At 60.9% G+C, this 26,360-nt stretch carries 23 protein-coding genes and 2 pseudogenes; 16 read left to right on the top strand and 9 right to left on the bottom strand.

Annotated features, from left to right (window positions below):
• Positions 1 to 1,653, top strand: a complete 1,653-nt coding sequence (locus tag PYV55_RS14255) for an efflux RND transporter periplasmic adaptor subunit (RefSeq protein ID WP_275852485.1) — start codon at positions 1 to 3, stop codon at positions 1,651 to 1,653.
• Positions 1,650 to 4,788, top strand: a pseudogene (locus tag PYV55_RS14250) (efflux RND transporter permease subunit). Before PYV55_RS14255 ends, PYV55_RS14250 begins: the two are co-directional and overlap by 4 nt.
• A gap of 149 nt (positions 4,789 to 4,937) precedes the next feature.
• Here PYV55_RS14250 and cadR read toward each other — a convergent pair.
• The gene (cadR, locus tag PYV55_RS14245) at positions 4,938 to 5,402 is read right to left on the bottom strand and encodes a Cd(II)/Pb(II)-responsive transcriptional regulator (protein ID WP_275852483.1); all 465 of its coding nucleotides are present in this window, start codon (positions 5,400 to 5,402) and stop codon (positions 4,938 to 4,940) included.
• A gap of 105 nt (positions 5,403 to 5,507) precedes the next feature.
• Here cadR and PYV55_RS14240 point away from each other — a divergent pair, with 105 nt between their 5' ends.
• The 7 genes from PYV55_RS14240 (at position 5,508) to PYV55_RS14210 (ending at position 15,489) form a co-directional block, all read left to right on the top strand.
• Positions 5,508 to 7,742, top strand: a complete 2,235-nt coding sequence (locus PYV55_RS14240; protein WP_275852480.1) for a heavy metal translocating P-type ATPase — start codon at positions 5,508 to 5,510, stop codon at positions 7,740 to 7,742.
• A gap of 5 nt (positions 7,743 to 7,747) precedes the next feature.
• Positions 7,748 to 8,140, top strand: coding sequence for a hypothetical protein (locus PYV55_RS14235; RefSeq protein WP_275852478.1), 393 nt, complete (start codon positions 7,748 to 7,750; stop codon positions 8,138 to 8,140).
• Between the two features lie 168 nt (positions 8,141 to 8,308).
• Complete coding sequence (locus PYV55_RS14230; RefSeq protein WP_275852475.1) at positions 8,309 to 9,667, top strand: TolC family protein; 1,359 nt, start codon at positions 8,309 to 8,311, stop codon at positions 9,665 to 9,667.
• Positions 9,668 to 9,669: 2 nt separating this feature from the next.
• Positions 9,670 to 11,262 carry an efflux RND transporter periplasmic adaptor subunit gene (locus tag PYV55_RS14225; RefSeq protein WP_275852472.1) on the top strand — a complete coding sequence of 531 codons (1,593 nt, stop codon included), beginning with the start codon at positions 9,670 to 9,672 and terminating at the stop codon, positions 11,260 to 11,262.
• A gap of 16 nt (positions 11,263 to 11,278) precedes the next feature.
• A complete protein-coding gene (locus PYV55_RS14220) occupies positions 11,279 to 14,473 on the top strand; it encodes a CusA/CzcA family heavy metal efflux RND transporter (RefSeq protein ID WP_275852471.1) in 3,195 nt (1,064 codons plus the stop codon).
• Positions 14,474 to 14,522: 49 nt separating this feature from the next.
• Positions 14,523 to 14,906: a hypothetical protein gene (locus tag PYV55_RS14215; protein ID WP_275852469.1), complete on the top strand. Its 384-nt coding sequence runs from the start codon at positions 14,523 to 14,525 to the stop codon at positions 14,904 to 14,906.
• Between the two features lie 58 nt (positions 14,907 to 14,964).
• Positions 14,965 to 15,489: a hypothetical protein gene (locus PYV55_RS14210; RefSeq protein ID WP_275852465.1), complete on the top strand. Its 525-nt coding sequence runs from the start codon at positions 14,965 to 14,967 to the stop codon at positions 15,487 to 15,489.
• A gap of 403 nt (positions 15,490 to 15,892) precedes the next feature.
• Here the strand turns inward: PYV55_RS14210 and PYV55_RS14205 are convergent, their stop codons facing one another.
• From PYV55_RS14205 to PYV55_RS14170, 8 genes are all read right to left on the bottom strand, one after another.
• Positions 15,893 to 16,372 carry a LacI family transcriptional regulator gene (locus PYV55_RS14205; protein WP_275852463.1) on the bottom strand — a complete coding sequence of 160 codons (480 nt, stop codon included), beginning with the start codon at positions 16,370 to 16,372 and terminating at the stop codon, positions 15,893 to 15,895.
• Positions 16,369 to 16,740: a site-specific recombinase resolvase gene (locus PYV55_RS14200; protein WP_275852460.1), complete on the bottom strand. Its 372-nt coding sequence runs from the start codon at positions 16,738 to 16,740 to the stop codon at positions 16,369 to 16,371. Before PYV55_RS14200 ends, PYV55_RS14205 begins: the two co-directional genes overlap by 4 nt.
• The gene (locus tag PYV55_RS14195; protein ID WP_275852457.1) at positions 16,740 to 18,128 is read right to left on the bottom strand and encodes a recombinase family protein; all 1,389 of its coding nucleotides are present in this window, start codon (positions 18,126 to 18,128) and stop codon (positions 16,740 to 16,742) included. The genes PYV55_RS14200 and PYV55_RS14195 overlap by 1 nt, the downstream gene beginning before the upstream one ends.
• A complete protein-coding gene (locus PYV55_RS14190) occupies positions 18,125 to 18,577 on the bottom strand; it encodes a DUF2924 domain-containing protein (RefSeq protein WP_275852455.1) in 453 nt (150 codons plus the stop codon). Before PYV55_RS14190 ends, PYV55_RS14195 begins: the two co-directional genes overlap by 4 nt.
• Complete coding sequence (locus PYV55_RS14185; RefSeq protein ID WP_275852453.1) at positions 18,577 to 18,768, bottom strand: hypothetical protein; 192 nt, start codon at positions 18,766 to 18,768, stop codon at positions 18,577 to 18,579. Before PYV55_RS14185 ends, PYV55_RS14190 begins: the two co-directional genes overlap by 1 nt.
• A gap of 87 nt (positions 18,769 to 18,855) precedes the next feature.
• The gene (locus PYV55_RS14180) at positions 18,856 to 21,105 is read right to left on the bottom strand and encodes a hypothetical protein (RefSeq protein ID WP_275852451.1); all 2,250 of its coding nucleotides are present in this window, start codon (positions 21,103 to 21,105) and stop codon (positions 18,856 to 18,858) included.
• A gap of 19 nt (positions 21,106 to 21,124) precedes the next feature.
• The gene (locus PYV55_RS14175) at positions 21,125 to 21,697 is read right to left on the bottom strand and encodes a PIN domain-containing protein (RefSeq protein WP_275852449.1); all 573 of its coding nucleotides are present in this window, start codon (positions 21,695 to 21,697) and stop codon (positions 21,125 to 21,127) included.
• A gap of 4 nt (positions 21,698 to 21,701) precedes the next feature.
• Complete coding sequence (locus PYV55_RS14170) at positions 21,702 to 22,163, bottom strand: helix-turn-helix domain-containing protein (protein ID WP_189354847.1); 462 nt, start codon at positions 22,161 to 22,163, stop codon at positions 21,702 to 21,704.
• A 228-nt stretch (positions 22,164 to 22,391) separates the two neighbouring features.
• Here PYV55_RS14170 and PYV55_RS14165 point away from each other — a divergent pair, with 228 nt between their 5' ends.
• The 7 genes and pseudogenes from PYV55_RS14165 to PYV55_RS14135 all read left to right on the top strand — a co-directional run.
• A complete protein-coding gene (locus PYV55_RS14165; RefSeq protein ID WP_275852440.1) occupies positions 22,392 to 22,655 on the top strand; it encodes a helix-turn-helix transcriptional regulator in 264 nt (87 codons plus the stop codon).
• A gap of 11 nt (positions 22,656 to 22,666) precedes the next feature.
• Positions 22,667 to 23,149, top strand: coding sequence for a hypothetical protein (locus PYV55_RS14160; protein ID WP_275852439.1), 483 nt, complete (start codon positions 22,667 to 22,669; stop codon positions 23,147 to 23,149).
• Positions 23,146 to 23,991, top strand: a complete 846-nt coding sequence (locus PYV55_RS14155) for an ATP-binding protein (RefSeq protein ID WP_275852436.1) — start codon at positions 23,146 to 23,148, stop codon at positions 23,989 to 23,991. The genes PYV55_RS14160 and PYV55_RS14155 overlap by 4 nt, the downstream gene beginning before the upstream one ends.
• A gap of 5 nt (positions 23,992 to 23,996) precedes the next feature.
• Positions 23,997 to 24,620, top strand: a complete 624-nt coding sequence (locus tag PYV55_RS14150) for a hypothetical protein (protein ID WP_275852433.1) — start codon at positions 23,997 to 23,999, stop codon at positions 24,618 to 24,620.
• A gap of 11 nt (positions 24,621 to 24,631) precedes the next feature.
• Complete coding sequence (locus PYV55_RS14145; RefSeq protein WP_039731085.1) at positions 24,632 to 25,486, top strand: P63C domain-containing protein; 855 nt, start codon at positions 24,632 to 24,634, stop codon at positions 25,484 to 25,486.
• Positions 25,483 to 25,983: a DUF6511 domain-containing protein gene (locus tag PYV55_RS14140; protein ID WP_275852428.1), complete on the top strand. Its 501-nt coding sequence runs from the start codon at positions 25,483 to 25,485 to the stop codon at positions 25,981 to 25,983. Before PYV55_RS14145 ends, PYV55_RS14140 begins: the two co-directional genes overlap by 4 nt.
• A pseudogene (locus PYV55_RS14135) lies at positions 25,980 to 26,258 on the top strand (hypothetical protein); the annotation flags it as partial. The gene PYV55_RS14140 and the pseudogene PYV55_RS14135, both read left to right, overlap by 4 nt.
• Positions 26,259 to 26,360 lie beyond the last annotated feature (102 nt).

Here is a 26,360-nt window from a genome sequence, read left to right as displayed (position 1 = left end):
ATGACAAAACTTAAACCACTGCTGGTGGGCCTGGTCGGTGCGAGCGTACTCGCCGCAAGCGGTTACGGTTTCTACACCATTGGCATGCAGCGCGGCATGGGCATGGCTACTTCCTCCGCCCCGTCAGCAGGAGCAGCCGCAACGGGAAGCGTTGCGCCCGGCGCAGTCCCCCAAAGCGTTGCCGAAGGCGAAGACGCCACTCGCCGCCATATCGAAAAAGGCATCAAGGCCGGTGATGTGGACCCAGCCACCGGCCGCAAAGTGCTGTACTACCACGACCCCATGGTGCCGGGCAACAAGTTCGATAAGCCCGGCAAGTCCCCCTTTATGGACATGATGATGGTGCCGGTCTACGCAGACGGGGACGCTGGCAGCGACGGCAGCAAAGTCACGGTCAGTCCGCGCATCCAGCAGAACCTCGGGGTGCGGACTGCCGAAGTCACTGATGGCCTGCTGTCGCCGCAGGTCTCTGCGGTAGGAAACATCGCCTTCAATGAACGCGACCAGGCCTTTGTGCAAGCCCGTGCCACCGGCTACATCGAGCGCCTGCATGTGCGCGCAACGCTGGACCGCGTGAGCAAAGGGCAGCCTTTGGCCGAACTCTACGTGCCCGACTGGATTGCGGCACAAGAGGAATTTCTGTCGGTGCGGCGCATGCATGGCACAGACCTGGCACCGTTGGTCGATGGCGCCCGCCAGCGCATGCGCCAGGTGGGCATGAGCAATGAACAGATTCGCCTGGTGGAAAGCAGCGGCAAAACCCAGGCCCGCATCACTCTGACCGCACCAATAGGTGGTGTGGTGGTGGAACTGATGGCCCGCGAAGGCATGACGGTGATGCCGGGCGCGACGCTGTTCCGTATCAACGGTCTGGGCAGCGTGTGGGCCAATGCCGAAGTACCAGAAAGCCAGGCGGCCCTGATTCGCCCCGGTACCAAGGTGCAGGCCAGCAGCGCCGCTGCCCCCGGCACGGCCCTGCGCGGCACGGTGCAAGCGATATTGCCCGAGGTGAACGCGGTCACCCGCACGCTCAAGGCCCGCGTGGAACTGGCCAACCCCGGCAACCTGCTGGTGCCCGGCATGTTCGTCAACATGCAGTTCATGGACATGCGGGCAGAGAAGTCCTTGCTGATTCCCACGGAAGCCGTGATCCAGACCGGCAAGCGTGTGGTGGTCATGCTAGCCGAGGACAAAGGCAAGTTCCGTCCGGTTGAGGTGGAAACCGGCATCGAAAGCAATGGCCAGACCGAGATCAAACGCGGCCTGCAAATGGGGCAGCGCGTGGTGGTATCGTCCCAGTTCCTGGTCGACTCGGAAGCCAGCCTCAAAGGTGTGGAAGCACGTTTGAACGATGCCCCCAAGCCAAGCACGGCCAACACGGCACCGCGCCATGATGGCGAAGCCAAGATTGAGGCCATTGGCCAAGACAGCATCACGCTCGCGCATGGCCCCATCCCGTCCCTCAAATGGGGTGCGATGACCATGGATTTCAAGCTGCCTGCCAGTGGTAAGCCGCGCAATCTGGAGCCTGGCGACAAGGTGAGCTTCGAGTTCTACATGGATGCGGAAGGCTTGCCACAGCTCACCCGCGTGAGCGCCATGGCACCGGAGCCCAAAGCGGCCACCGCCAAACCAGCTGGGAGCAAACCATGATTGCCAAGCTCATCCGCTGGTCTATAGGCAACCGCTTTCTGGTACTGCTGGCGACCTTGATCGTTGCGGCCTGGGGCGTCTATTCCGTGATCCGCACACCCCTCGATGCCTTGCCGGACCTGTCGGACGTACAGGTCATTATCCGCACGACCTATCCGGGGCAGGCGCCGCGCATTGTCGAGAACCAGATCACCTACCCGCTGACGACCACCATGCTGTCGGTGCCGGGGGCCAAGACGGTGCGCGGCTACTCGTTTTTTGGTGATTCGTTTGTCTACGTGCTGTTTGAGGATGGCACAGACTTGTACTGGGCACGCTCTCGTGTGCTGGAGTACCTGAACCAGGTGCAATCCCGCCTGCCACCCGGAGCCAAGGCCACACTCGGCCCGGATGCTACCGGGGTGGGCTGGATCTACCAGTATTCCCTGGTGGACCGCAGCGGCACGCAGGACGCCTCGCAACTTCGTGCCCTGCAAGACTGGTTCCTCAAGTACGAACTCAAGACCGTGCCTAATGTGGCTGAGGTGGCCTCCATCGGTGGCATGGTGCGCCAGTACCAGATCGTGCTGCAGCCCGACAAACTGGCTGCCTACGGCATCCCGCACAGCAAGGTGGTGGAGGCCATTCAGAAGGGCAACCAGGAGGCCGGAGGCTCGGTGCTGGAACTGGGCGAAGCCGAATACATGGTGCGCGCCAGCGGCTACCTGCAATCACTGGACGACTTCCGCAAGGTGCCGCTGATGACTACGGCGACTGGCGTGTCAGTCCGTTTGGGCGACGTGGCGCGTATCCAGCTCGGGCCAGAGATGCGCCGGGGCATTGGTGAACTTGATGGCGAAGGTGAGGCCGCAGGCGGCGTGATCGTGATGCGTTCCGGTAAGAACGCGCTGGAGACCATTGCCGCCGTCAAGGCCAAGCTCAAGAGCCTGCAATCCAGCCTGCCCAAGGGGGTGGAGATCGTGCCCGTTTACGACCGCTCCGGACTGATCGAGCGGGCAGTGGAGAACCTGGGCTACAAGCTGCTGGAAGAGTTTGCGGTGGTGGCAGTGGTCTGCTTCATATTCCTGTTCCACCTGCGTTCGGCCTTGGTCGCCATCGTGTCACTGCCGCTAGGCATCCTGGCTGCGTTCATTGTCATGCACTACCAGGGCGTGAACGCCAACATCATGTCGCTGGGGGGTATTGCCATTGCCATCGGGGCCATGGTCGATGCGGCGGTGGTGATGATCGAGAACGCCCACAAGCATCTGGAGCACTGGAGCCACAATCACCCGGACCAAAAGCTCGTAGGGGATGCCCGCTGGCGGGTGATTGGCGAGTCGGCAGCTGAAGTAGGCCCTGCGCTGTTCTTCTCGCTGCTCATCATCACGCTGTCCTTCATTCCGGTGTTCACGCTGGAAGCGCAGGAAGGCCGCTTGTTCTCACCGCTGGCATTCACCAAGACCTACGCCATGGCAGCGGCAGCGGCACTGTCGGTTACGCTGATTCCGGTGCTGATGGGCTACCTGATTCGGGGCCGTATCCCGGATGAGAAGTCCAACCCACTGAATCGCTTCCTGATTGCGATCTACCGCCCACTGCTGAACGCGGTGCTGGACTGGCCCAAGGCCACGCTGGCAGTGGCTGCGCTGTTGCTGGGCCTGAGCTTCTGGCCTTTGCAGCACATTGGCGGTGAATTCATGCCGCGCCTGGACGAAGGCGATTTGCTCTACATGCCGTCCGCGCTGCCGGGCTTGTCCGCAGGCAAGGCCAGCGAGCTGCTGCAGCAGACAGACCGGCTTATCAAGACGGTGCCCGAGGTGCTGAGCGTATACGGAAAGGCCGGCCGTGCCGAAACCGCCACCGACCCCGCCCCCATGGAAATGTTCGAGACCACCATCCAGTTCAAGCCTAAAGACCAATGGCGGCCCGGCATGACGCAGGACAAGTTGGTGGACGAGCTGGACCGCATTGTGAAAGTGCCAGGCCTGGCCAACATCTGGGTGCCGCCGATCCGCAACCGCATCGACATGCTGGCCACCGGCATCAAAAGCCCGGTGGGGGTCAAAGTGGCCGGAACCGACCTGGCCACCATCGACCGCCTGACCGGCGAGATCGAAAAAGCGCTGAAGGACGTGCCCGGCGTCAGCAGCGCCTTGGCTGAACGCCTGACGGGGGGGGCGTTATGTGGACGTGAACATCAACCGCGATGCGGCCTCCCGCTTTGGGATGAACATCGCGGATGTGCAGTCCGTCATCACCTCCGCCGTGGGGGGCGACAACATCGGCGAGACGGTGGAGGGGCTGCAACGCTTCCCCATCAACATGCGCTATCCCCGTGAAATCCGTGACTCGCTGGAGAAGCTGCGCGTCCTGCCCATCGTCTCGGAGAGCGGCCAACGGCTGGTGCTGTCCGATGTGGCCGACATCCGCATCACCGACGGCCCACCCATGCTGCGAAGCGAGAACGCCCGACTCTCAGGCTGGGTGTATGTGGACATTCGCGGGCGTGACTTGCGTTCGGCGGTGCAGGACATGCAAAAGGCGGTGGCCGAGAAGGTGGCTCTGCCTGCCGGGTATTCGGTGTCTTGGTCGGGGCAGTTCGAGTTTCTGGAACGTGCCACGGCCAAGCTCAAGGTGGTGGTGCCGTTCACGCTGCTCATCATCTTTGTGCTGCTGTACCTGACCTTCAAGCGGTTTGATGAAGCCCTGCTCATCATGGCAACGCTGCCCTTCGCCCTGGTGGGGGGCATCTGGCTACTGTATCTGCTGGGCTACAACCTGTCGGTGGCTGGGGCCGTGGGCTTCATTGCGCTGGCCGGGGTGTCGGCAGAGTTCGGGGTCATCATGCTGCTGTACCTCAAACATGCGTGGGATGAGCGCCTCGCGCAGGGTAAAGCCAGCACAGAAGACCTGCTGGACGCGATCCGCGAAGGGGCGGTGCTGCGCGTGCGTCCCAAGGCCATGACGGTGGCAGTCATCTTGGCGGGCTTGTTTCCGATCATGTGGGGCAGTGGAACTGGCTCTGAGGTGATGCAGCGCATTGCTGCGCCCATGGTCGGTGGAATGATTACCGCGCCATTGCTGTCGATGTTTGTGGTGCCTGCGGTTTACTTCTTGATGCGTCGTCGCCAAAGGACACGGGGGTACCCTTAGATCGCAACTTCCTTTTTATCCCCCTCATGCGGCTGGAATTCTTCCGTGTGAGGGGCACGCATGTCTCCATACCACCGAGCGTTATTTCTCTCACACCATTTCAACCCAACGCGATGCTGAGGCACGGCTACTTGGCTGACACCGTTCGTTCAATGCTTTCCTTTGAGGCTGTGTGCCCCATGGACATGGCCCATGCTGGTCGTTGAGCCGTGATCTTGGAGCGATGCCGTGGACAATCCGGTCAGAATGCCGCATTGGCTGGCCTGCTGAGATTCACGACAGTTTTCCCGCAAAGTCTTGAGCTGTCGTTCCTGCGCCTTCAACTCTTTGATGCGGGCAGCTACATGGCCTATGTGCTCGTCGAGCAGGTCGTTCACTTGTGCGCAGTTCTCGTGAGGCGAATCCTTGAAGCGCAGCAGCACTCGGATTTCGTCCAACGTCATGTCCAACCCTCGGCAGTGCCGAATGAAGGACAGTCGGTCAACGTGTTCGCTGCCGTACACCCGGTAGTTACCTTCTGTGCGAGGCGTTTCTGGCAACAATCCTTCGCGTTCGTAATACCGGATCGTCTCAACCTGGGTGTGAGCGGCCTTGGCCAGTTCACCGATTTTCATATCTTCACCTTGAGCGGTGGCAGGAAGGTTGCACACAGTTTTATTGTAAGCACTTGACATTGTAGTGGCTACAGGGTTTTTAATCCATCCAACAAGGAGAAGATCATGAACCCTACTCACCAACGCCAACAAGTTGACACTGCCTGCGGTTGTGGGAGTGGCTGCGCGACATCGCCTGCTGTGGGCGGGCCGATGGCGTCTAATGCAACGGCTGTTGAGCCGCAGCGATTCCGGATCGCGAACATGGACTGCGCATCGGAAGAGTCAGAAATTCGCCGAGCGCTGGACGGCGTGGCAGGCATTCGTGGTTTGCAGTTCAACTTGGGCGACCGCGAATTGGCCATTGCTGCCGAGGAACATGCTCTGCGGGTGGCACTGGATGCAATTCGCAAAGCGGGCTTCAAACCGGAACCTATCAGGACAAAGGATAAATCTGAGGGTGCTGCTGCGACCCAGCCAATCGGTTTCTGGGCCTCATGGGGCAAATTGATTGCTGCATTGGGGCTGGCCGTGGCGGCTGAAGGCTTGGCATTCGCTTTTCCAGACGGTTGGCCAACAAGAGCTCTTGGAATGGCGCTGGCCGGAGTGGCCATCGCCCTGGCGGGTTTCTCCGTCTACGGAAAAGGGCTTTCCGCACTGCGGCAAGGCCGCTTGAACATCAACGCATTGATGACGGTGGCCGTTACGGGCGCCTTCTTGATAGGCCAGTGGCCCGAAGCTGCCATGGTGATGGCCTTGTATGCGATAGCAGAGGCCATCGAGGCTCGAGCGGTGGATCGGGCGCGCAGCGCCATCAAGAGCTTGCTGGCTCTTGCACCGGAGCAAGCCGAGGTGCGTCAAAGTGACGGCAGTTGGACACGCGTTGGCGTCAAAGCGGTCGTTGTCGATGCGATAGTGCGCATCCGTCCAGGAGAGCGCGTTCCGCTCGATGGCGTCGTGACGCTGGGCCAGAGCGCCATCGACCAGTCCCCTGTGACTGGGGAAAGCCTGCCTATAGACAAGGCTCCTGGCGACGAAGTCTACGCAGGCACCATTAACCAATCTGCAGCCTTGGAATTCCGTGTCACCGCGCCCGCTTCGGACAGTACCTTGGCGCGCATCATCCACGCAGTCGAGCAAGCACAGTCGTCGCGTGCGCCAACACAGCGCTTTGTAGATCGGTTTGCCGCGATCTACACCCCTGCAGTTTTCATCCTGGCTGTCGCCGTCGCGTTGTTAGCGCCGTGGCTTGCGGACTTAACCTGGATACAGGCTGTCTATAAAGCCTTGGTGTTGTTGGTCATCGCTTGCCCTTGTGCCTTGGTTATTTCCACGCCGGTCACAGTCGTCAGCGGCTTGGCGGCCGGGGCAAGACGGGGAATTTTGATCAAAGGCGGCGTTTACTTGGAGGATGCGCGAAAGATCAAAGCTGTGGCCCTGGACAAGACAGGCACGATCACGGAAGGTAAGCCCAAACTGGTGGCCTTCGAGCCCGTGGACACAGGTCTTGATCAACGTGTGCTGGAGGGACTTGCAAAGAGTCTCGCGGGTCGGTCGGATCACCCGGTTTCCAAAGCCATCGCAGAGGGGCTGTCAACCGCCGATCTACAGGTGGGAGAGTTTCAAGCCGTTGCAGGGCGTGGAGTGCAAGGCGTCATCGGCAATCATTCCTACGCGCTGGCCAACCACCGCTGGATCGAGGAGCGTGGGCAATGTTCGGCTGAACTCGAAGCCCGCCTCGCAGTTCATGAAGAGGCAGGTCGCACGGTCACACTCCTCGCTAACAGCGAACGTGTGATGGCGATCTGTGCGGTGGCGGACACCATCAAGCCATCCTCTGCCCAAGCGGTGGCCGACCTGAAGTCGCTCGGCGTGACACCGGTCATGCTGACAGGAGATAACATCGCGACCGCGCGCACCGTCGGATCTCAGGCGGGCATTGCCGAGGTGCGGGGCAACCTGCTACCCGAAGACAAGTTGCAGGCCATCTGGGAACTTCAACAGCGCCTGGGCATGACGGCGATGACAGGCGATGGCATCAATGACGCGCCAGCACTTGCCAAGGCCGACATCGGCTTCGCCATGGGTGCTGCTGGAACCCATACGGCGATGGAGGCCGCCGATGTTGTGGTCATGAACGACGACCTGCGGCGTCTGCCAGAAACGATACGACTCTCGAAGCGCACCCACGCCGTGCTTTGGCAGAACATCAGTCTTGCGCTAGGCATCAAGCTGGTCTTCTTACTTCTGGCCATCTTCGACAATGCCTCCATGTGGATGGCAGTGTTTGCGGATATGGGGGCAAGCTTGCTGGTGGTTTTCAATGGGCTACGGTTGCTTGGAAGGCAACAGAGCAAGTAGAAAAGATGTACAGGGAAGTCTATAGCTGCTACACTGTTGCCCATATGCGTAAATGGTTGGCAATCCTTTTGTTGGTGTTTATGCCGCTACAGCTTGGCTGGGCGGCTGCAGCCAGCTATTGCCAACACGAAACCGGTGCCGCAGCCAAGCACTTTGGTCACCATGACCATCAGCACAAGACTGCGGATGGCAAAGACGCATCTTCCGATCCAGCCAAGACCATCGGTGGTGATCCCGATTGCGCATCCTGTCACGCGGGATGTTTGTCGGCCTTGCCTGGGGCAGTCACGATTGCATCGCTGGCCGACTCATCTCTGGATACAGCAGATTACTGGGCTCGTCTCACGTCGCCCCCTTTTGAACGCCTTGAACGCCCTCAGTGGCGTGTCCTCGCCTGATCGGCGGGGAGCGCGTTCCTTCCCCTTCGTCATCACCAATGCACGGATACGCCTAGCGCGTGACCGTATCAAGCCGACCTCGCTCGGCTGACGTGACGACGAGCAGGCGATCATTTGGATCGCTCTCCGCCGATTCCCTCGTGTATTTGAATATCACTGGAGAATCGGATGTTGAAAAGTCATCACAATCACAAAAGACGGAAGTCAGTCTCCGTCCTCCGCACATCAAGAGTTGCGGCTGCTATGAGCTTGCTCGTAGCGCTCACTGCAGGGGCAGCTTTCGCCCAGGCGTTGCCAGCAGCACAAGACAATCATTCAGCCGTCAGAAGCGGCTTGCAGAGCGAAGCGGCAACGATCCTGACGCTGCAAAAGGCCATCGATTTAGCCCTGGACAGCAATCTAGACCTGGCTGTCGCAAGGCGGGAAATCGAGGCAACGCAAGGTCAGGTGATCCAGGGGCAAGCTCGCCCCAATCCCGAACTGGCGTACTCGCTGGAAGACCAGCGGGCAGCGACCCGCACACAAAGTGTGCAGATCAACCTGCCCGTCGAAATGGGTGGCAAGCGCGCGGCCCGTATCACGGCGGCAGAGCGAGGACGCGACATTGCGGTCGAAGAACTGAACTTGCGCCGCGTCGAAATTCGTGCCGCCGTGGTCGCTGCCTTCTTCGAGACTTTGGCGGCACAGGAACGCGCAGCATTGGCTCAAGCCAGTGTCGATCTGGCAAAACGCGCTACCGATGCTGTTGCCAAACGCGTGGCAGCGGGCAAGGTTTCTCCGGTCGAAGAAACCAAGGCACGGGTGGCCGAAGCAGGTGTGCGAGTCGAATTGGCACAGGCCCAGAGCGAGCAACGTAATGCTCGGGCACGCTTGGCCAGTTTGCTAGGGGCCAACCCACCGCGATTTACTCTCGTGTCGGGCAACGTGGAAGAGCTTCCGGCTGTCCCTTCGTTCGACAACGTCCAGCAGCGCCTGTCCGCTTCGCCAACGCTGCGCCGTATGCAGCTGGAGGTTGAGCGCCGCAGGTCGTTGGTCGATGTAGAGCGCAGCAAACGGATACCCGACGTCACTTTCAGCCTAGGGGTGAAACGCCCCAACGAACTGCAGCGCGATCAACTGCTGTTCGGTGTTTCCGTCCCCTTGCCGCTGTTTGATCGCAATCAGGGGAACTTGTTGGAAGCGCTGAAGCGCGAAGACAAGGCGCGGGACGAACTCCAAGCTTTGAACATGCGAGTCAGCACGGACGTATTGCAAGCCCGCGAGCGGCTGGAATCCATTCGTGGGGAAGTCGACGTCTTGCAACGGGATGTTTTACCTGGGGCCAAAAGTGCCTACGACGCGGCCACCGTCGGATTTGAAAACGGCAAGTTCAACTTCTTGGAAGTGCTGGACGCACAGCGCACCTACTTTGCCGCCAAGTCCCAATACCTCAAAGCATTGGCTGAGGCGCATCGCACGGCTGCGGACATTGACCGCGTGCTCGGCGAACCTGGCGCAAATGCTACCCAGCCAGCGAATAAGGAATAAACATGAAAATTGATACCAACAAACTGAATGTCAGCAAGAAGCATCTGATCGCCATCGCCGTGATCGTTGCGACGGGCGTTGTACTGGGCAGCGCCATTCTCGGCGTCACAGCAACCAAGACAGCCGAAGATGACGGTCACGGCAGCCACGTCGAAGGCAAGGCACACAGTGATGGTGAGCATCACGGTAAGGCCAGTGGAGACAAACACGATCACGACAAGGGTCATGCGGACGGCGAGCACCACGAGGCCCCGAGCAAGGGCCCACATGGCGGCAAGCTGTTCAAGGAGGGGGATTTCGGGCTGGAGGCTTTGCTGTCTGAGGACAGTGGTGAACCCCGTTTGCGCATCTGGCTATTCGATAAGGACAAGCCTCTACCCAGCGGTGCAGCCAAGGTCAGCGCCACCATCACGCGCTTGACCGGAGAGAAGCAGACTCTAAATTTCGCACGTGACAAGGACAGCCTGTTGAGCCGCGAGGTCGTGCCGGAGCCGCACGCGTTTGAGATAAGCATCGTTGCCCAGACCGACAACGAACCCTTCATGTTCGTGCTCAACCAAGAAGAGGGGAAGGTCGAACTCAGTGATGCGCAAATCAAAGCGGCATCCATCGGTATCGATACGGCTGGTGCGGCACGAATCAAGTCCGCCCTGCAATTGCCAGGGGAAATTCGCCTGAACGAAGACCGGACGTCGCACGTTGTGCCACGCATTGCGGGGGTGGTCGAGAGCGTGCAGGCCAGCTTGGGGCAAGCGGTCAGACGAGGCCAGGTTCTGGCTGTCATTGCGAGCCCGGCCGCGTCCGAGCAACGCAGTGAACTGCAAACCGCACAAAAGCGTCTGACCTTGGCCAAGACCACGTTCGAGCGTGAAAAACGACTCTGGGAGCAGAAAATTTCCGCAGAGCAAGACTATCTGCAAGCAGGGCAAGCGCTGCACGAGGCGGAAGTCGCTGTGGCCAACGCTCAACAGAAGCTATCCGCTTTGGGGCTGGCCCCGGGTTCGCAGGGGGGCCTTAACCGCTTTGAATTGCGTGCGCCCTTCGATGGCTTGGTGATTGAAAAACATCTCAGCCTCGGTGAAGCCGTCAAGGAAGACGCTGCCGTGTTCACCGTATCGGACCTGGGGCAAGTTTGGGCTGAAATCAACGTACCAGCCAAGGACTTGCCGTTGGTCAGAATCGGAGAAAAAGTGACCATCAAGGCAACTGCATTTGATGCCAGCGCTACAGGTGTCATCACCTTTGTTGGGTCGCTGATTGGCGAACAAACCCGTATGGCCAAAGCCCGAGTGGTCTTGGCCAACCCGAAAGGTGCTTGGCGTCCTGGGCTGTTCGTCAACGTGGAAGTGACCTCCTCTGAGGCTGACGTGCCCGTGACAGTGGCCAGTGATGCCATTCAGACCGTCGGCGGTAAGCCAGTGGTGTTCCTAAAGGTGAATGGGGGATTCATTGCTCAGCCCGTGCAGTTGGGCCGCAGCGATGGCAAGCGCGTCGAGGTTTTGCAAGGGCTCAAAGCCGGGGCACCGTATGCGTCGACGGGCAGCTTTGTTGTGAAGTCAGAGCTTGGCAAAGCCTCTGCCGAACACACCCATTGATACCGGAGCGATGCACATGTTTGAAAAACTCATTCGCGCAGCCATCGAGCACCGATGGTTGGTGTTGCTGGCGGTCTTTGGTATGGCTGCCATCGGCGTGTTCAACTACCAAAAGCTACCTATCGATGCCGTCCCGGACATCACCAATGTCCAAGTGCAGATTAACACCCAAGCGCCGGGATATTCCCCTCTGGAAACCGAGCAGCGGGTGACTTACCCGATTGAAACCGTGATGGCGGGTCTTCCCAATCTGGAGCAGACCCGTTCCTTGTCACGCTACGGGCTGTCGCAAGTGACTGTGATATTCAAGGATGGCACCGACATTTACTTCGCGCGCCAGTTGGTCAATGAACGCATCCAGGAGGCACGCGACAAACTGCCTCCCGGAATCACTCCTGCGATGGGCCCCATATCTACAGGCCTAGGCGAGATTTACCTCTGGACAGTCGAGGCCAAGGATGGTGCGAAAAAACCTGATGGCCAGCCCTACACGGCCACCGATCTGCGCGAGATTCAGGACTGGATCATCAAGCCGCAGTTGCGCAATGTGCCCGGCGTGACGGAAATCAACTCGATTGGTGGTTTTGCCAAGGAATACCAAATCTCACCGATACCCGAGCGACTGGCCTCGCTGGGCGTCACCCTGCAGGACATTGTGACGGCCCTGGATCGCAACAACGGCAACGTGGGCGCGGGTTATATCGAAAAGCGCGGTGAGCAGTACCTGATTCGAGCCCCCGGGCAGGTCAAGACACTTGAGGACATCGGCAATGTCATCCTCAGCAGCGCGGGTGGTGTGCCGATTCGGGTTCGTGATGTGGCCGAGGTCGGCATCGGACGTGAGCTTCGCACCGGTGCTGCTACGGACAATGGCCGTGAAGTGGTGCTGGGCACCGTCTTCATGCTCATCGGCCAAAACAGTCGAACGGTTTCGCAAGCTGTCGACAAGAAGATGATCGAGATTAACCGCAGCCTGCCCGAGGGCGTACACGCGGTGACCGTCTACGACCGCACCGTCCTGGTGGATAAGGCCATCAACACGGTCAAGAAGAACTTGTTGGAAGGCGCGATCCTGGTGATCGTGATCCTGTTCCTGTTCCTCGGTAACATCCGCGCCGCCATCATCACGGCCACAGTGATTCCCTTATCGATGCTGTTCACCTTCACAGGAATGGTGAGCTACAAGGTCAGCGCCAATTTGATGAGCCTCGGGGCACTGGACTTCGGCATCATCATTGATGGCGCGGTGGTGATCGTAGAAAACTGTGTTCGCCGTCTTGCCCATGCGCAAGCTCACTACGGCAGGCCATTGACTCGGGCGGAACGTTTTCACGAGGTGTTCCTTGCATCCAAGGAATCACGTCGCCCGCTGCTGTTTGGTCAGTTGATCATCATGGTGGTGTACTTGCCAATCTTTGCCCTGACCGGCGTCGAAGGGAAGATGTTTCATCCGATGGCGTTCACGGTGGTGGCAGCGCTCGTGGGGGCCATGATCCTCTCAGTGACCTTCATTCCGGCCGCAGTTGCGCTATTCATTGGCAACCGTGTCAGCGAGAAGGAAAACTTCTTGATGGTGCAAGCCAAGCGCTGGTACGGCCCTTTGCTGGATCGCGTGATGGCGGCCAAGGCTGTGGTGTTGGCTACCGCCGCAGTGGCGGTGGTGTTGTGCGGGTTGATCGCAACCCGCATGGGCAGTGAGTTCGTGCCCAGCTTGAACGAAGGCGACTTCGCCATTCAAGCCTTGCGCATTCCTGGCACCAGTTTGTCGCAATCGGTGGCGATGCAGCAGCAACTTGAAGCAACGCTGAAGGCCAAGTTCCCCGAGATAGACCGCGTCTTCGCGCGCACAGGAACTGCGGAAATTGCCTCCGACCCCATGCCACCGAACATTTCTGACGGCTACATCATGCTCAAGCCAATGTCGGAATGGCCAGAGCCGCGCAAGTCCCGCGACGAGTTGCTGGCCGCCGTGCAGGAAGTCGTGGGCAAGATACCGGGTAACAACTACGAGTTCTCCCAGCCGATCCAACTTCGATTCAACGAACTCATCTCGGGGGTGCGAAGCGACGTGGCGGTGAAGATCTTCGGGGACGACATGGACGTCTTGAACAAGACAGCCGAAGAAGTCTCGTCCAAGTTGCAGAAAATCCCTGGTGCGTCAGAAGTGAAGGTGGAGCAAACCACAGGATTGCCAATGCTCACGGTCAACATTGATCGTCAGAAGGCCGCACGCTACGGATTAAACGTGGCTGATATTCAGGATACTGTGGCCACGGCCATCGGCGGGCGTGAGGCCGGTACGCTGTTTGAAGGTGACCGTCGATTCGACATCTTGGTGCGCTTGCCAGAATCCTTGCGCAACGACCTTGAGAGCATGAAGCGTTTGCCGATTCCTTTGCCACGCGGTTCGGGCGGCGTCGAAGGACGAACCAATTTCATCCAACTGGCCGAAGTGGCTAGCTTCGAGCTGGCACCGGGGCCCAATCAGGTTAGCCGCGAGAACGGCAAGCGTCGCATTGTGGTGAGTGCAAACGTGCGTGGCCGTGATGTCGGTTCCTTTGTGGCCGACGCGGAAGCTGCTTTGGCGCAGGTCAAAATTCCCGCAGGCTACTGGACGAGCTGGGGCGGTACTTTTGAGAACCTGCAGTCTGCCACTCAGCGTTTGCAAATCGTCGTCCCGGTGTCGCTGCTCTTGGTCTTCGTATTGCTGTTTGCGATGTTCGGCAATGTCAAGGACGGCTTGCTGGTCTTTACCGGTATTCCGTTTGCCTTGACTGGCGGCATTCTGGCTTTGTGGCTGCGCGACATCCCGATGTCGATTTCCGCAGCAGTAGGTTTCATCGCCTTATCAGGTGTGGCCGTGCTCAACGGACTCGTGATGATTTCCTACATCCGCAGTTTGCGAGAAGAGGGAACCCAATTGGACGCAGCCATCCGCGAGGGTGCGTTGACTCGTTTGCGTCCTGTATTGATGACAGCCTTGGTGGCGTCATTGGGCTTCATTCCAATGGCCATCGCCACGGGAACCGGCGCGGAGGTGCAGCGTCCTTTGGCCACCGTGGTGATTGGCGGCATCTTGTCTTCCACATTGCTCACGCTGCTCGTGCTCCCGATTTTGTATCGACTAGCCCATCGCCCAGATGAGGAATTGGAGGATGTCACCGCCGAACCGTTGCATCCACAGGCTACGTCCGCTTCGCAGAATTCATAAACCATTTATTTGATTTGATTCTTAACCTGTACTTTTGAAAGGAAAACTCATGAAATTGATTTCGACCACCTTCGCTTTGATGTTTATGGCATCGGGCAGCGTATTTGCCGCAGACAAACATGACCATGGTCATGAAGACAAGCCTCTCCATGGTGGCTTGGTCACGGAGATCAAGGATGTCGATTACGAACTCGTAGCTAAACCCGATGTGCTTCAGTTGTACGTGCGCGATCACGGGAAACCAGTTGATGTCAGCAAGGCAACAGCAAAAATTACATTGCTCTCAGGCAGCGACAAACAAGAGGTGGAACTGAAGCCATCGGCTGACAGGCTTGAAGCCAAGGGCAGTTTTAAGGTCACGCCTGGAACGAAGGTTGTCGCGCAGGTGAACCTTGCAAGCAAGGCAACGACGGCACGATTTGTTCTGAAATGAATTTAGGGCCGAGAACCGTCTTCTCGGCCTTTCTTCGCTGCGCTCTTGAAAGGCGACCATGAAAACGTTTATCAAAGGCATTTTTCTATCAGCAGCAATACTTGCTTTGGCTGGCTGTGCGACGCCGGTTGATCGCTATGCTGAGAAGCCCTACTGTCACACAGACCGTGGCAGAAACGCTTACTGCACCAAGGACAATGCACCGAGTCTTAGCAAAGACGAGGAGGCAAAGCAGTTTCCCTCTTATCCTAGCGCACTCACCGTATATGTTGTTCGCTACTGGGGTGACGGACACCATCCCTTGGACGTATTAATCGATGGTGCGACGTTGATGGAAACCGTCCCAAATTCCATGATTCGGTTGCGACTAAAGCCGGGAAGCCATCGAATTTCCTTTGCGGTGGCCGGGAAATCCTATGACCGAATAATCAATGGGGCTGCGGGGGACGTAAAACTTCTCGGTGTCACTGGTACTGATTGGTCTTGGGGAAGTTCTTCCCATGCGTGGGCTGACGATTCTGATGACCAAGTCAAGCGGCAAGCACGCCGATCTCGCTTGATCAAAGACGTTTCGCTTCTGTGACCAGTTCGGCCAAATCGTCAAATCCACGCCCTCAAGGCCAAAATGTTATCATTTGGTTCTGAAAGCGGACGCGGGTTCGGTTCCGTGTTCCACCACCATAATGTGAAATCCCAACCCTTATTCGGTTGGGATTTTTTTTGCCCGTTCCCCCTGTGTTGGCGCGGTTTCCGGTCCTTGCCTCTTGAGCACGCCCCTCCGGAAGTCGCCGTTCCCGGCGCGCTTTCCGCCGTTTTTCTCTCTCTGTTCTCTGCTGCCCTCTTGAGCATTCAAGGCCTGAAGTCGTGTGTTGACGCGGGTTTGCGGGCCATCGGTTTGCTTCTTCGCTTGCTCTAGCGGGCGCGACCGAGACAACGAAAGACACAAAAAAGCCGCCTTGCGGCGGCGTGTCGGTGCGGCACGGACGTCAGCGCGAGCCTGCCACCAGCGTCTCACGTTGCGCCAGCCAGGACGCCGACAACTTGCCGCGCAGCAACTGGCTGACGCCCACATCGAGGCGTCCCAGGGCGATGGCTTCGATCAGGTCGGGGGCGAGCTGGGCCAGTCGGCTCATCTTGCTGGCTTGGCCGAGGTCGATGCCTTCGGCCGCCGCGATCTCGGTCATCGAACTGAACCGTCCTTCGTCCAGCAGTCGCTGCCAGTGGTGCGCGAGGCCGAGCGCCCGCATCAAAGGGGTGTCCTGCGCCATCTCGCGCACCTGCCGTTCGCGGCGGGCCTCGTCCAGGAACTCCTGCGGCGCGTCGAGCGGCGTGATGACCTGCTTCTTGAACCCACGGCGCACCAGCGTCCAGGGCAGGAAGGTTTCCATCTGCACGCCGCCAGCGGGCAGCGGCGTCTGGTAGGTCACCGGGTCGCCCTTGGCGTGGCCGCGATGCTTCTTGCTCATGCCTCCTCCTCAAAACTGGCCATGAGCTGGCGCTGGGCGTGCCAGTCGACCATCAGGCGGTTTCGCTGAAACCACATCAGCGTCAGTCGCCGTGGCTGCTTGCCCGCCATGAACTGCTCAATGATGTCGGGGGCCAGCAGGGTCAGGCGCAGCAGTTCGTTGACCACCGAGTGATGCAGTTTCTCGGCGCGGGCGATGGCGGAACCACTCTGCATTGCGCCGGTGTCCAGCAGGTGCTGCCAGTAGAAGGCGCGTGCCACACCGTCAAGCAGGGTCACATCGTGGACGCTGCGCTCATCGGTGGCCACGCGCTGGACGCCCCGGCGTCGGAATGTCAGGGGCACAAAGGTTTCCATCGATTCGTCCATCAGGCTTCGGTCTCCAACAGTTCGGCACCGATGCTGTCCGGGGCGAACTCCGCGATCAGCGCATTCCAGCCCACCTCACGCCACTTCACCTTGATGCCCTGCACCTCGCCCGCGTGGACGAGGTCGATGCGCTCGATCATCAGATTGGCGATGCGGTGGCGCTCGACCGGGAACAGTTGATCCCACACGTTGTTGAGGCGTCCCATCGCCATCACTGTGGTGGCCTCGTCGATCTGTGCCCCGTTGCGTTGGATGTGCCGCACCACCGACGCCACGGTCTCGGGGCTGGTCAGCACCGTTCGGATCTGGGCGACCACCGCTCCTTCGATCTCCGGTGCGGGCAGGCGCTCGTAGCCCTTGCCCGGCGCGCCGAACCGCGCTTCGGACTTGGACACGTAGTAGTGGTACTTGCGCCCGTTCTTGCGCGAGTACGTCGGGTACATCCGCTCGCCCGAGGGCGCGTACAGCAGGCCGCGCAGCAAGGCGTCGGTCCGCGACCTGATCTTGGTTTCCACCGACCGGGTGTGACCGTCCCTGGCCAGCACCTCGTGAACCCGCCCCCACAGCCCGGGATCGATGATGGCTTGATGCACGCCCGGGTACCAACTGCCCTTGTGCGACAACTCCCCGAGGTAGATGCGGTTGCGCAGCAGCTTGTGCAGGTACTTCTTGTCGATGCGCGTGCCCGCCCGCGTCTGGCCGTCCTGTGTCGTCCACGCCTTGGTCGTGATGCCATCCAGTGTCAGGTTGGCGGCAATCTTGGTGGGCGAGCCGATGGTCAGCATCTCCTCGAAGATGCGTCGCACCGCCGCCGCCTCGGTTTCGTTGATGACCAGCAGGCGGTTCTCGACGTCGTAGCCCAGCGGCGGGACGCCGCCCATCCACATGCCTTTGCGCTTGCTGGCGGCGATCTTGTCGCGGATGCGTTCGCCGGTGACCTCGCGCTCGAACTGGGCGAAGGACAGCAGCACGTTGAGCATCAGCCGCCCCATCGAGGTGGTGGTGTTGAACTGCTGCGTGACCGACACGAACGAGACGCCGTGGCGTTCGAACACCTCGACCATCTTGGAGAAGTCGGCAAGGCTGCGTGTCAGGCGGTCGATCTTGTAGACCACCACGATGTCGATCTGGCCGCGCTCGATGTCCGCCATCAGGCGTTTCAGCCCGGGCCGATCCGTGTTGCCGCCGGAAAACCCGGGGTCGTCGTAGTCGTCGGCCACCGGAATCCAGCCCTCGGCCCGCTGGCTGGCGACGTAGGCGTGGCCAGCCTCCTTCTGCGCGTCGATGGAGTTGAACTCCTGGTCAAGGCGTTCGTCCGACGACACCCGGCAGTAGACGGCGCAGCGCTTGCGCGCCTTGGGAGATGCGATTTGGGCGGCATCGCTCATTGCGCACCTGCCTTGCCGTTCAGGCCGAAGAACAGCGGCCCCGACCAGTGCGTGCCAGTGATCTGCCGGGCCACGGCCGTCAGGCTCTTGAAGGTGCTGCCTTCGTACTCGAACAGGCCATCGGCGGTGACCGCCACCTTGTGCTCGCGGTCGCCCCATTCGCGCAGCAGCACGGTGCCGGGCGCGAAGTTGATGTCGCGCGGACGGGCCCGCAGCTTGATCTTGGAGTGCTTGGCACCGATGGCCTCCAGGCGCTGGCGGGTGTTGTGCGCCAGACCGCCGAAGACCTCCTCCTGCATCTTGTAGGCGATCCGCGACTCGATGAAGGCGCGGTTGGGGTTGATGGGGCGGCTGTTGAAATACCGATCCCACACCGGCCACAACTCGGCGATGGGCAGACTGGACAGCGCCGCGATCTGCGCGGCGACGGAGGCTTGTTTCTCGTTCATCACAACTTCTCCTGTGGATAGGGGGTTGGATGAACGCGCTGGTCGGGCAGGAAGCCAAGGCCAACTTCTCTCTGTTTTGGCTCGTCCGCGACGAGCGTGCGGACGATGGCTGCCGCAAGGATGGCGGCGATTTCGCCAGCACGGGCGCTGGCAGACATCTCTGCTGGAGATGCAAGTTTGAGGTTCTTCATGACGGCTCCGAGGAATAGCAACCGTCATGGATGATGTGCGCAATCCTCCGAAGTGGATGGCAACGCAGGGTAATGGCCGCCCGAATTTCAGTTCGTCAGGATGGCCTCTTCCGCCACGACCTTTTCCTCATCGTCATCGTCGACCGGGGTGTCCAGGATCGGCAGATTCAGCTGCCAAGCGTGAGCGCCCTTGACTTTGGCCAAGTAGTTTTTCCAGGGCGATGTCTTGGAAAACAGATTGGCAGGCGAAAGGCATCCCGTGTCCTCCATCAGCTTCTTGGTGTTCACGTGTGTGCCTGCCGAGTAGGCATCGACCAAACGCTGCAGCACGGTGATCTTGCCTTTGCCGGTGACCCGCCAAGGAGCTTTGCCTGGAATGTTCAACACGGCGGCATACCCGTCGGAGGACACCTGCAAGTTCACCGAAGTACCGCCCATGGCAGCCAACTGTCCATGCCGATACGCGACCTTGAGGCGGGCCGCGTCGATGGCCGTTTTCGCGCCGGTGGCCGACACCACGTCCTCGATGGGGATCACCACATTCGTCCCGGCGAAGGGGAACGGAATGGATGCAGTTGTCAGGACGATGCCGGGAGTGGATCGAGGATGTAGTCGCAAGGCTGTGTCGACGCGAGCGTATTGGCGCTCGCTGGACAGCTTCGCGGCGAAGTACAGCGCGACGGCATGCCCATCGATGTCGATTTCGCCCAGGAAAACGGGCTCGTCATCAAGGTGCTTGCCACGCACACCCTGCAGTGCGGTGCCCAGTGCTGTGATGATCTCCTCGCGCAGCCAGTTCAGATGCACCTTCCATCGCCGCGCATGCTTGGCGGGCAGGATCACGTCTGTGCCCGTCAGCGGGTCGCGGTAGCGCACGTGGTTGGCATCGGCGCAGCGCTCCAATTGGACGCTGAACCGCTCGCCGTCGGCCAGATCGACCACTTTCTCGGTGATGCGGTCGCCCTCAGTGATGATGCCCTCATCCTCGAAGCGGTCGATGTCGATCCCCAGTTGCGCCAGCGCGAAACCGTCCATCGGACTGGTTGCGCATTCGAGCAGCCGCGCCACCTGAATGACAAGATTGGGATCGTCGACCCCGGAGCCCGGGTGCAGCGGCTTGAGCACACCCAACGCTTCGAGCAACTGCGTTCCGGCCTGCCGCAGACGGAGGTCTTTCTCGCCTTGCAGGCTGCATCGACCGGGTTCCGCCAGCACGATGGACAGCGACGTTTCTGTGGTTTCATCCTCGAACACCAGATCGGCCACCAAGGTCACGCCGAGGATGGCTCCCGGTTGGGAGAACGGATGATCACCCCATCGTCCGCTGATCACGTCATGCAGTTCGACGCCGCTGTCGATGTGCAGCGAAACGGCATCCGTCGAATGTCCGAGCAGGGCCTTGGCTTCGGTGAGGTAAAGGCGCTCGACCTTTGCGCCATCCAAACGCGGTTTTTCGTCCTTCAACGGCAGTGCGAACCGCGACAGGTCGTATCGTGACCGGTTCAGTGGGCGATTCGACAACGGGGCCTTGAAGCCGTGCTTGGACAGCACATTCGCCAGCGGAGCGCGCGTCGACAGGGTATGTGCATAGACCTCGACCACCTTGCGGTCCGGCGCGTAGACCAGCGTGGCGTCGCGCGCCGGGAAGTAGCAGAAGCTCTTGCGATTGCGGTTGACGACCTGCACCGCCGTCACCTGATCCCCGGCAAACCGGACAACGAGGTAATGGGTGGTTTTCGTGTCACCGTTTTTCTTCTCGTCGGCCAGCGGTACGTAGACCACCTCGCACGGCTCGCCCAGACGCATCGCGCTGGTGAGTTGCGCTTCCAGCTCCTTCTTGACGGAGTCGTTCCAGATGAAGGGTGGCGCGTCATCGCATGGCACGTCGAAGGCATCGTAGAGGCGCTTGTTGCCACGGATGTCGCCGGTGTTCAGGATCGACTCGGCGACATCGAACAGACGTGCAGCCTCGTCGGAATGGGTGCGCATCCAAACAGAGCGGCCGATCTCGCCGCCGTCCTGGGCCAAGAAGGTGGCGATCAGGGCACTGTCGTTGAGCTGGTCGGCGACGGTCGTGAGGATTTGCGCGCCGCGCGGCGATGCCAGACGCAGGACGCGTAGCGCCTCCCGTTCGGCAGGGTCACGCTGATCCTTGCGGAGATGCCTGACGTGCTCAATCAGAGCGGAGGGGAGCGAAGCGGCATCCTGTGACCAGTCGAAACCACGGGCAAGAGCCTGGCACTCTGGCAGCCCGCTGAAGGCCTTGATGACTGAAGCCGGGGCCTTCTCGATCAGATCAAGCAGGCAGTGCGCGTTGGTCAGGGTCTTTTTGCCCATGCAGTCTCCCTTCGGCCGTTCACATGGCCACAGTCCATTGGCGCATGACCGCCACCGATTGAGTGAGGCCCTGCGCCAGCAGGGTGTCGAGGTATTCGTCCGCCGTCTTGGGGGGATTCTTCAGTGAGCGCCGATGACTGGCTGCGGCCTCCAGCACGCCTGCGGGATGCAGATCCAGCAGATCGACAATGAAGTCGTCCGGGTGCTGGGCCGCGAGGTTGTAGGGCTTGAGCGCGTCTGCCGGAAAGTCCTTGAGGTTGAAGGTCACGATCAAACTGGCCCCGGAGTGGATGGCGGCCGCCGCCACGTGGCGGTCGTCCGGGTCGGGGAGATTGATCGACGGAATCAGGTACTCGAAGCCTGTGACCAGACTGTCCCGGACGTGGGCGTTCATCAGCTGGCGGGTCCGGTTCAGCTGGTCTGGAGTCAAGTCGGGGCGGCTGGCCAACACATTGCGCGTCCACTCGTCGTGGATCATGTCGCTCCATCGCGCCCTGTACAGATCCGACAGCGCGAGATGCATCAGCAGGTCGCGCAGCGGTGCCGGATAGAGCACGCAGGCGTCATAGACGACGGTGAAGTGCGAACTCATCCGGTCAGTACCCCATACCGAGTTCCTGGGCCTGCGCGGCCAGCTCATCCAGTGCTTTGCGACGCTCGGCATCGATGCGCTTCTTGTAGGCGATCACGTCCTGGTAGCGCACGCGACGATGCGTGCCGATCTTGTGGAACGGCATGTCGCCTTTCTCCAGCAACTGGACAAGGAAGGGGCGGGAGACGTTGAGCACGTCGGCCGCCTCCTGGGTCGTCAGTTCGGCGTGAATCGGGATGATCGAGACCGCGTTGCCTTGGCCGATCTCGGTCAGCACTTCTAGCAGCAGACGCAGCGCCGAGGTCGGGATGCGCACGGCACGCACCGCTCCCTTGTCGTCATGGAAGTCGATCTGCTGGGTTTCGGCACGGGTCTGGAGCACGGTCGACAGCGCACGGCCCGATTCACGGGCAAGCGCGATGTCCTCTTCGGAGGGCAGTGTCTTGGGGATAGCGGGAGCGTTCATGGAGGTCTCCTCGTCGGGGCAAAGTTCAATCTGAAGCCATTATAAACGAAATAAGCGAAATCGCAATAACCGAAACGGCGGCCTCGCATCCATACAGATCAACAACTTAGATCGGTCTTGCGGGGTGGCGTGTGATCAAGGTCTGCTCGTGAGCGCCCAAAACGTGCTCGCGCACGCCCAAGGCATGGAGCAATTGAATAGGGACTCCCAAACGAAAGGAGTCCTGCGATGCAAAACCATGCCTCATCTGTTCAACCCGGCCGGAACGTCACCCGGCACCTCCCGGACGGTGCCACGCGCATCGCCCTCGACGAAAACGAACTGGCCATCCGCTGGGGGCTTTCCGTCAAGACCCTGCGCCGCTGGCGGCAGGAACAGCTCGGCCCGGTCTTCTGCAAGCTCGGTGCCCGCGTCACCTACCTGATCTCCGAGATTGAAGCCTTCGAGCGTCGCGTTTCGCGGCACTCGACCTTCACTCGCGTGTACCAGTGAGGAGGACGGCCATGAGCGATCTGACCATCTTCCCCGCCGATCTCGCGGCCATGAGCATCGCCCAGCTGGCGGCGCTGCCGGTCACCGACTTCGTCGATGCCGAGCGCAACGTCGACGAGGCGTCCGCCTACCTCAAGCAGCTTCGCATCAAGCTGGAAGCCGCCAAGGTGCAGCGTTTCGGTGTGCAGGTGCGCGCCGCGCTGCGTGACTCCGGCCGCGACTTCGGCACCGCCCACGTCAACGACGGCGCGCTGCACGTCAAGTACGAACTCCCCAAGAAGGTGATCTGGAGCCAGACCATCCTCAAGGAGATGGCCGAGCGCATCGTCGCCTCGGGCGACAAGGTGGAGGACTACATCGACATCAAGTTGTCGGTGGCCGAGTCCCGCTACACCAACTGGCCCACGGCGCTGCAGGAGCAGTTCGCCGCCGCCCGCACGGTCGAGGAAGGCAAGCCGACCATCACCCTGACGCTCGATGGGGGTGTGGCATGAGCCTTCCCATCATCTCCGCGAAGCAGCGCATGGCCGAGCGCAAGGGCGTCAAGCTGCTGATGCTGGGCAAGTCCGGCATCGGCAAGACCACCCGGCTCAAAGACCTCGATCCGAAGACCACGCTGTTCATCGACATCGAGGCCGGTGACTTGGCGGTGGCCGACTGGCCGGGCGACACCATCCGCCCGGCGTCCTGGCCCGAGAGCCGCGACTTCTTCGTGTTCCTCGCGGGCGCGGATAAGTCGCTGCCGCCGGAGTCTGCCTTCTCGCAGGCGCACTACGACCACGTCATCGAGAAGTTCGGCGATGCGACGCAGCTCGACCGCTACCAGACCTTCTTCCTCGACTCGATCACGCAGTTGTCGCGCCAATGCTTCGCGTGGTGCAAGACGCAGCCCGGTGCAACCAGTGACCGCTCCGGCAAGCCTGATCTGCGCGGTGCCTACGGCCTGCTGGGCCAGGAAATGGTGAGTGCCTTGACCCACCTGCAGCACGCACGCGGCAAGAACGTGGTGTTCGTGGCCATCCTCGACGAACGCCTCGATGACTACAACCGCAAGGTGTTCGTGCCGCAGATCGAAGGCAGCAAGACCAGCCTGGAGCTGCCCGGCATCGTCGACGAGGTCGTGACGCTGGCCGAGATCAAGGCCGAGGACGGCAGCGCCTACCGCGCCTTCGTCACCCACACCGTCAATCCCTACGGCTTCCCGGCCAAAGACCGCAGCGGTCGTCTCGACCTGCTGGAGCCGCCGCATCTCGGCGCGCTGATCGCCAAGTGCGCGGGCGCATCCGCCACGCCCGCCAGCGCCGCCACCCCCACACACATCGAATCTCAGGAGTAATCGCAATGACCGCATGGAATGACTTCAACGACGCTGACGCCCAGCAATCCGGCTTCGATCTGATCCCCAAGGGCACCACTGTCCCGGTGCGCATGACCATCAAGCCCGGTGGCTACGACGATCCCGAGCAAGGCTGGGGCGGCGGCTACGCCACCGAGTCCTTCGAAACCGGCTCGATCTACCTCGCCGCCGAATTCGTGGTCACCGCTGGCGACCATGCCAAACGCAAGATGTGGTCGAACATCGGCCTGCACTCCAAGAAGGGCCCGACCTGGGGCCAGATGGGGCGCAGCTTCATTCGCGCCGCGCTCAACAGCGCCCGCAACGTCCACCCGCAGGACAACGGCCCGCAGGCCGCCGCCGCGCGCCGCATCCAGGGCTTCCACGAACTGGATGGCCTGGAGTTCCTGGCCCGCGTCGACATCGAGAAGGACGGCAAGGGCCAAGACCGCAACGTGGTGAAGGTGGCGGTCGAACCGGATCACCCCGACTACGCCAAGTTGATGGGCGTGCCGTCCAAGGCTTCGGGCGGCGGCACGTCCGGCGCTCCGGCGCAGGCAGCCCCCGCGTATCAGACATCGGCTCCACAACGCGCACCCGTGACGGGCAAACCGTCGTGGGCGCAGTGAGGGAGGCTGCCATGAACGCATCCACCCTCAGTGCCAGCCACTGCGGCGTCGTGCATTTCGGCGACCTCGACTGCGAGGCGGTCGTGCTCACCACCGGCGAGCGCGGCTACGTCCGCAAGCAGGTGGCCAAGCTGCTCGGCGTCCACGAGAACAACACGGGTCACCGTTTCCGCCAAATTCTGGCCGACTTCTCGCCTAAGTCATTGTCGGAGTTGGACAAATTTGAATCACCGATTTCGCTGCCCAGCGGTCGGCGGGCGCAGTTCTTCCCGGCGGGCGTGATCACCCAGATCGCCTCCGGCGTGATTGATGCCGCGCTCGACCACACGCTGCACCGTGCGCGCCGGAAGCTGGTGCCCAACTGCATGAAGATCATGCGCGCGCTCGCCACCACCGGCGAGGTCGCGCTGATCGACGAGGCCACCGGCTACCAGCACCACCGCGCGCCTGATGCGCTGCAGGAGCTGATCTCCAAGCTGCTGCGCCAGTCCTGCGCGTCGTGGGAGCGGCGTTTCCACCCGGACTACTACCGGGCGCTGTACCGCCTCTTCAACTGGCGGTACCAGGGGCACGAACAGAACCCGCCCCACGTCATCGGCCAGATCACCTTGCGCTGGGTCTACGGGCCGGTGCTGCCGGAGGACTTGCTGGGCGAGATCCGCAACCGCAAGGGCATCTCGCAGAAGCATCACCAGTGGTTGTCCGAGCAGGGGCTGGCGCATTTGGAATCGCAGATTCACGCGGTCACGGCGATTGCGCGCAGCTCGATGAGCTACGCCGACTTCAAGCGCCGCTGCGAATCGGCTTTCGCGGGCACGCCGTTGCAACTTGGCCTGCTGGCCGAAGAACTCGCGGAGGTGGCGTGAAATGCTGGGTCTGCAAACGACAAGCACGCGGCTACGGCCACACGGACGGTCGCTTCAAGACCGCCGATCCGCGCCGCTACGTGCTCGACTGGGTGTTCTGCTCGCGCCGCTGCCAGGACGCGTTTCACGGGCTGTACGGCAACTGGCAGCGCGCCAAGGAAGGCCGCATCGACAAGACGGAGGTCGCCATGATCGATCCGTCTGATGTCGAACTGGCCGCGATGCGCCAGTGCCTCAAGGCCTTCGGCGAGGCTTCGGGCGAGATCGGGTTTGCCAAGCCGCTGGGCGACTACTCCGAGGCGGAAGCCCTGCAGGTGATCGACGCCATCGTCACCTGCTGGTCGGACGCGATGGTCGCGCACCACGAGGCCACCAAGTTCCCGCCCGTGCGGGGCTTGCCGCCGACGCCCGATCCGCTGGCACCCGACGCCGCCAATCCGTTCGCCGATCTGGAGGACGACCTGCCTTGGGACGAGCCGAAGGGGAGGAAGCCATGATGGACTTCAACTCCTCGGCCAGCGTCTCCGGCCAGATCACCGCGTTGATCGACATCGGCATGCAGCGTGTGCGTGCGCAGCAGACCGCACGCGACTACCTCGGCGCGTCGCGTCTGGGCGCGGCCTGCGAGCGTGCCTTGCAGTTCGAGTACGCCAAGGCTCCGGTCGATCACGGGCGCGACACCCAGGGCAGGATGTTGCGCATCTTCGAGCGCGGCCACGTCATGGAGGACTGCATGGTGGCGTGGCTGCGCGACGCGGGCTTCGACCTGCGTGTTGATTCCAATCCAAAACTGAGCCACCTATGAGGTGATTCCGTTTCAAAACTGAGCCACGTTATCCACATATCCTGCTGATTTTTTGAGCAGGGGACATAG

Source organism: Extensimonas soli (genome assembly GCF_029211265.1).
GTDB classification, from domain to species: domain Bacteria; phylum Pseudomonadota; class Gammaproteobacteria; order Burkholderiales; family Burkholderiaceae_C; genus Extensimonas; species Extensimonas soli.
Note: the sequence above shows the minus strand (reverse complement) of the source record. Positions and strands in the feature narration are given on the sequence as shown.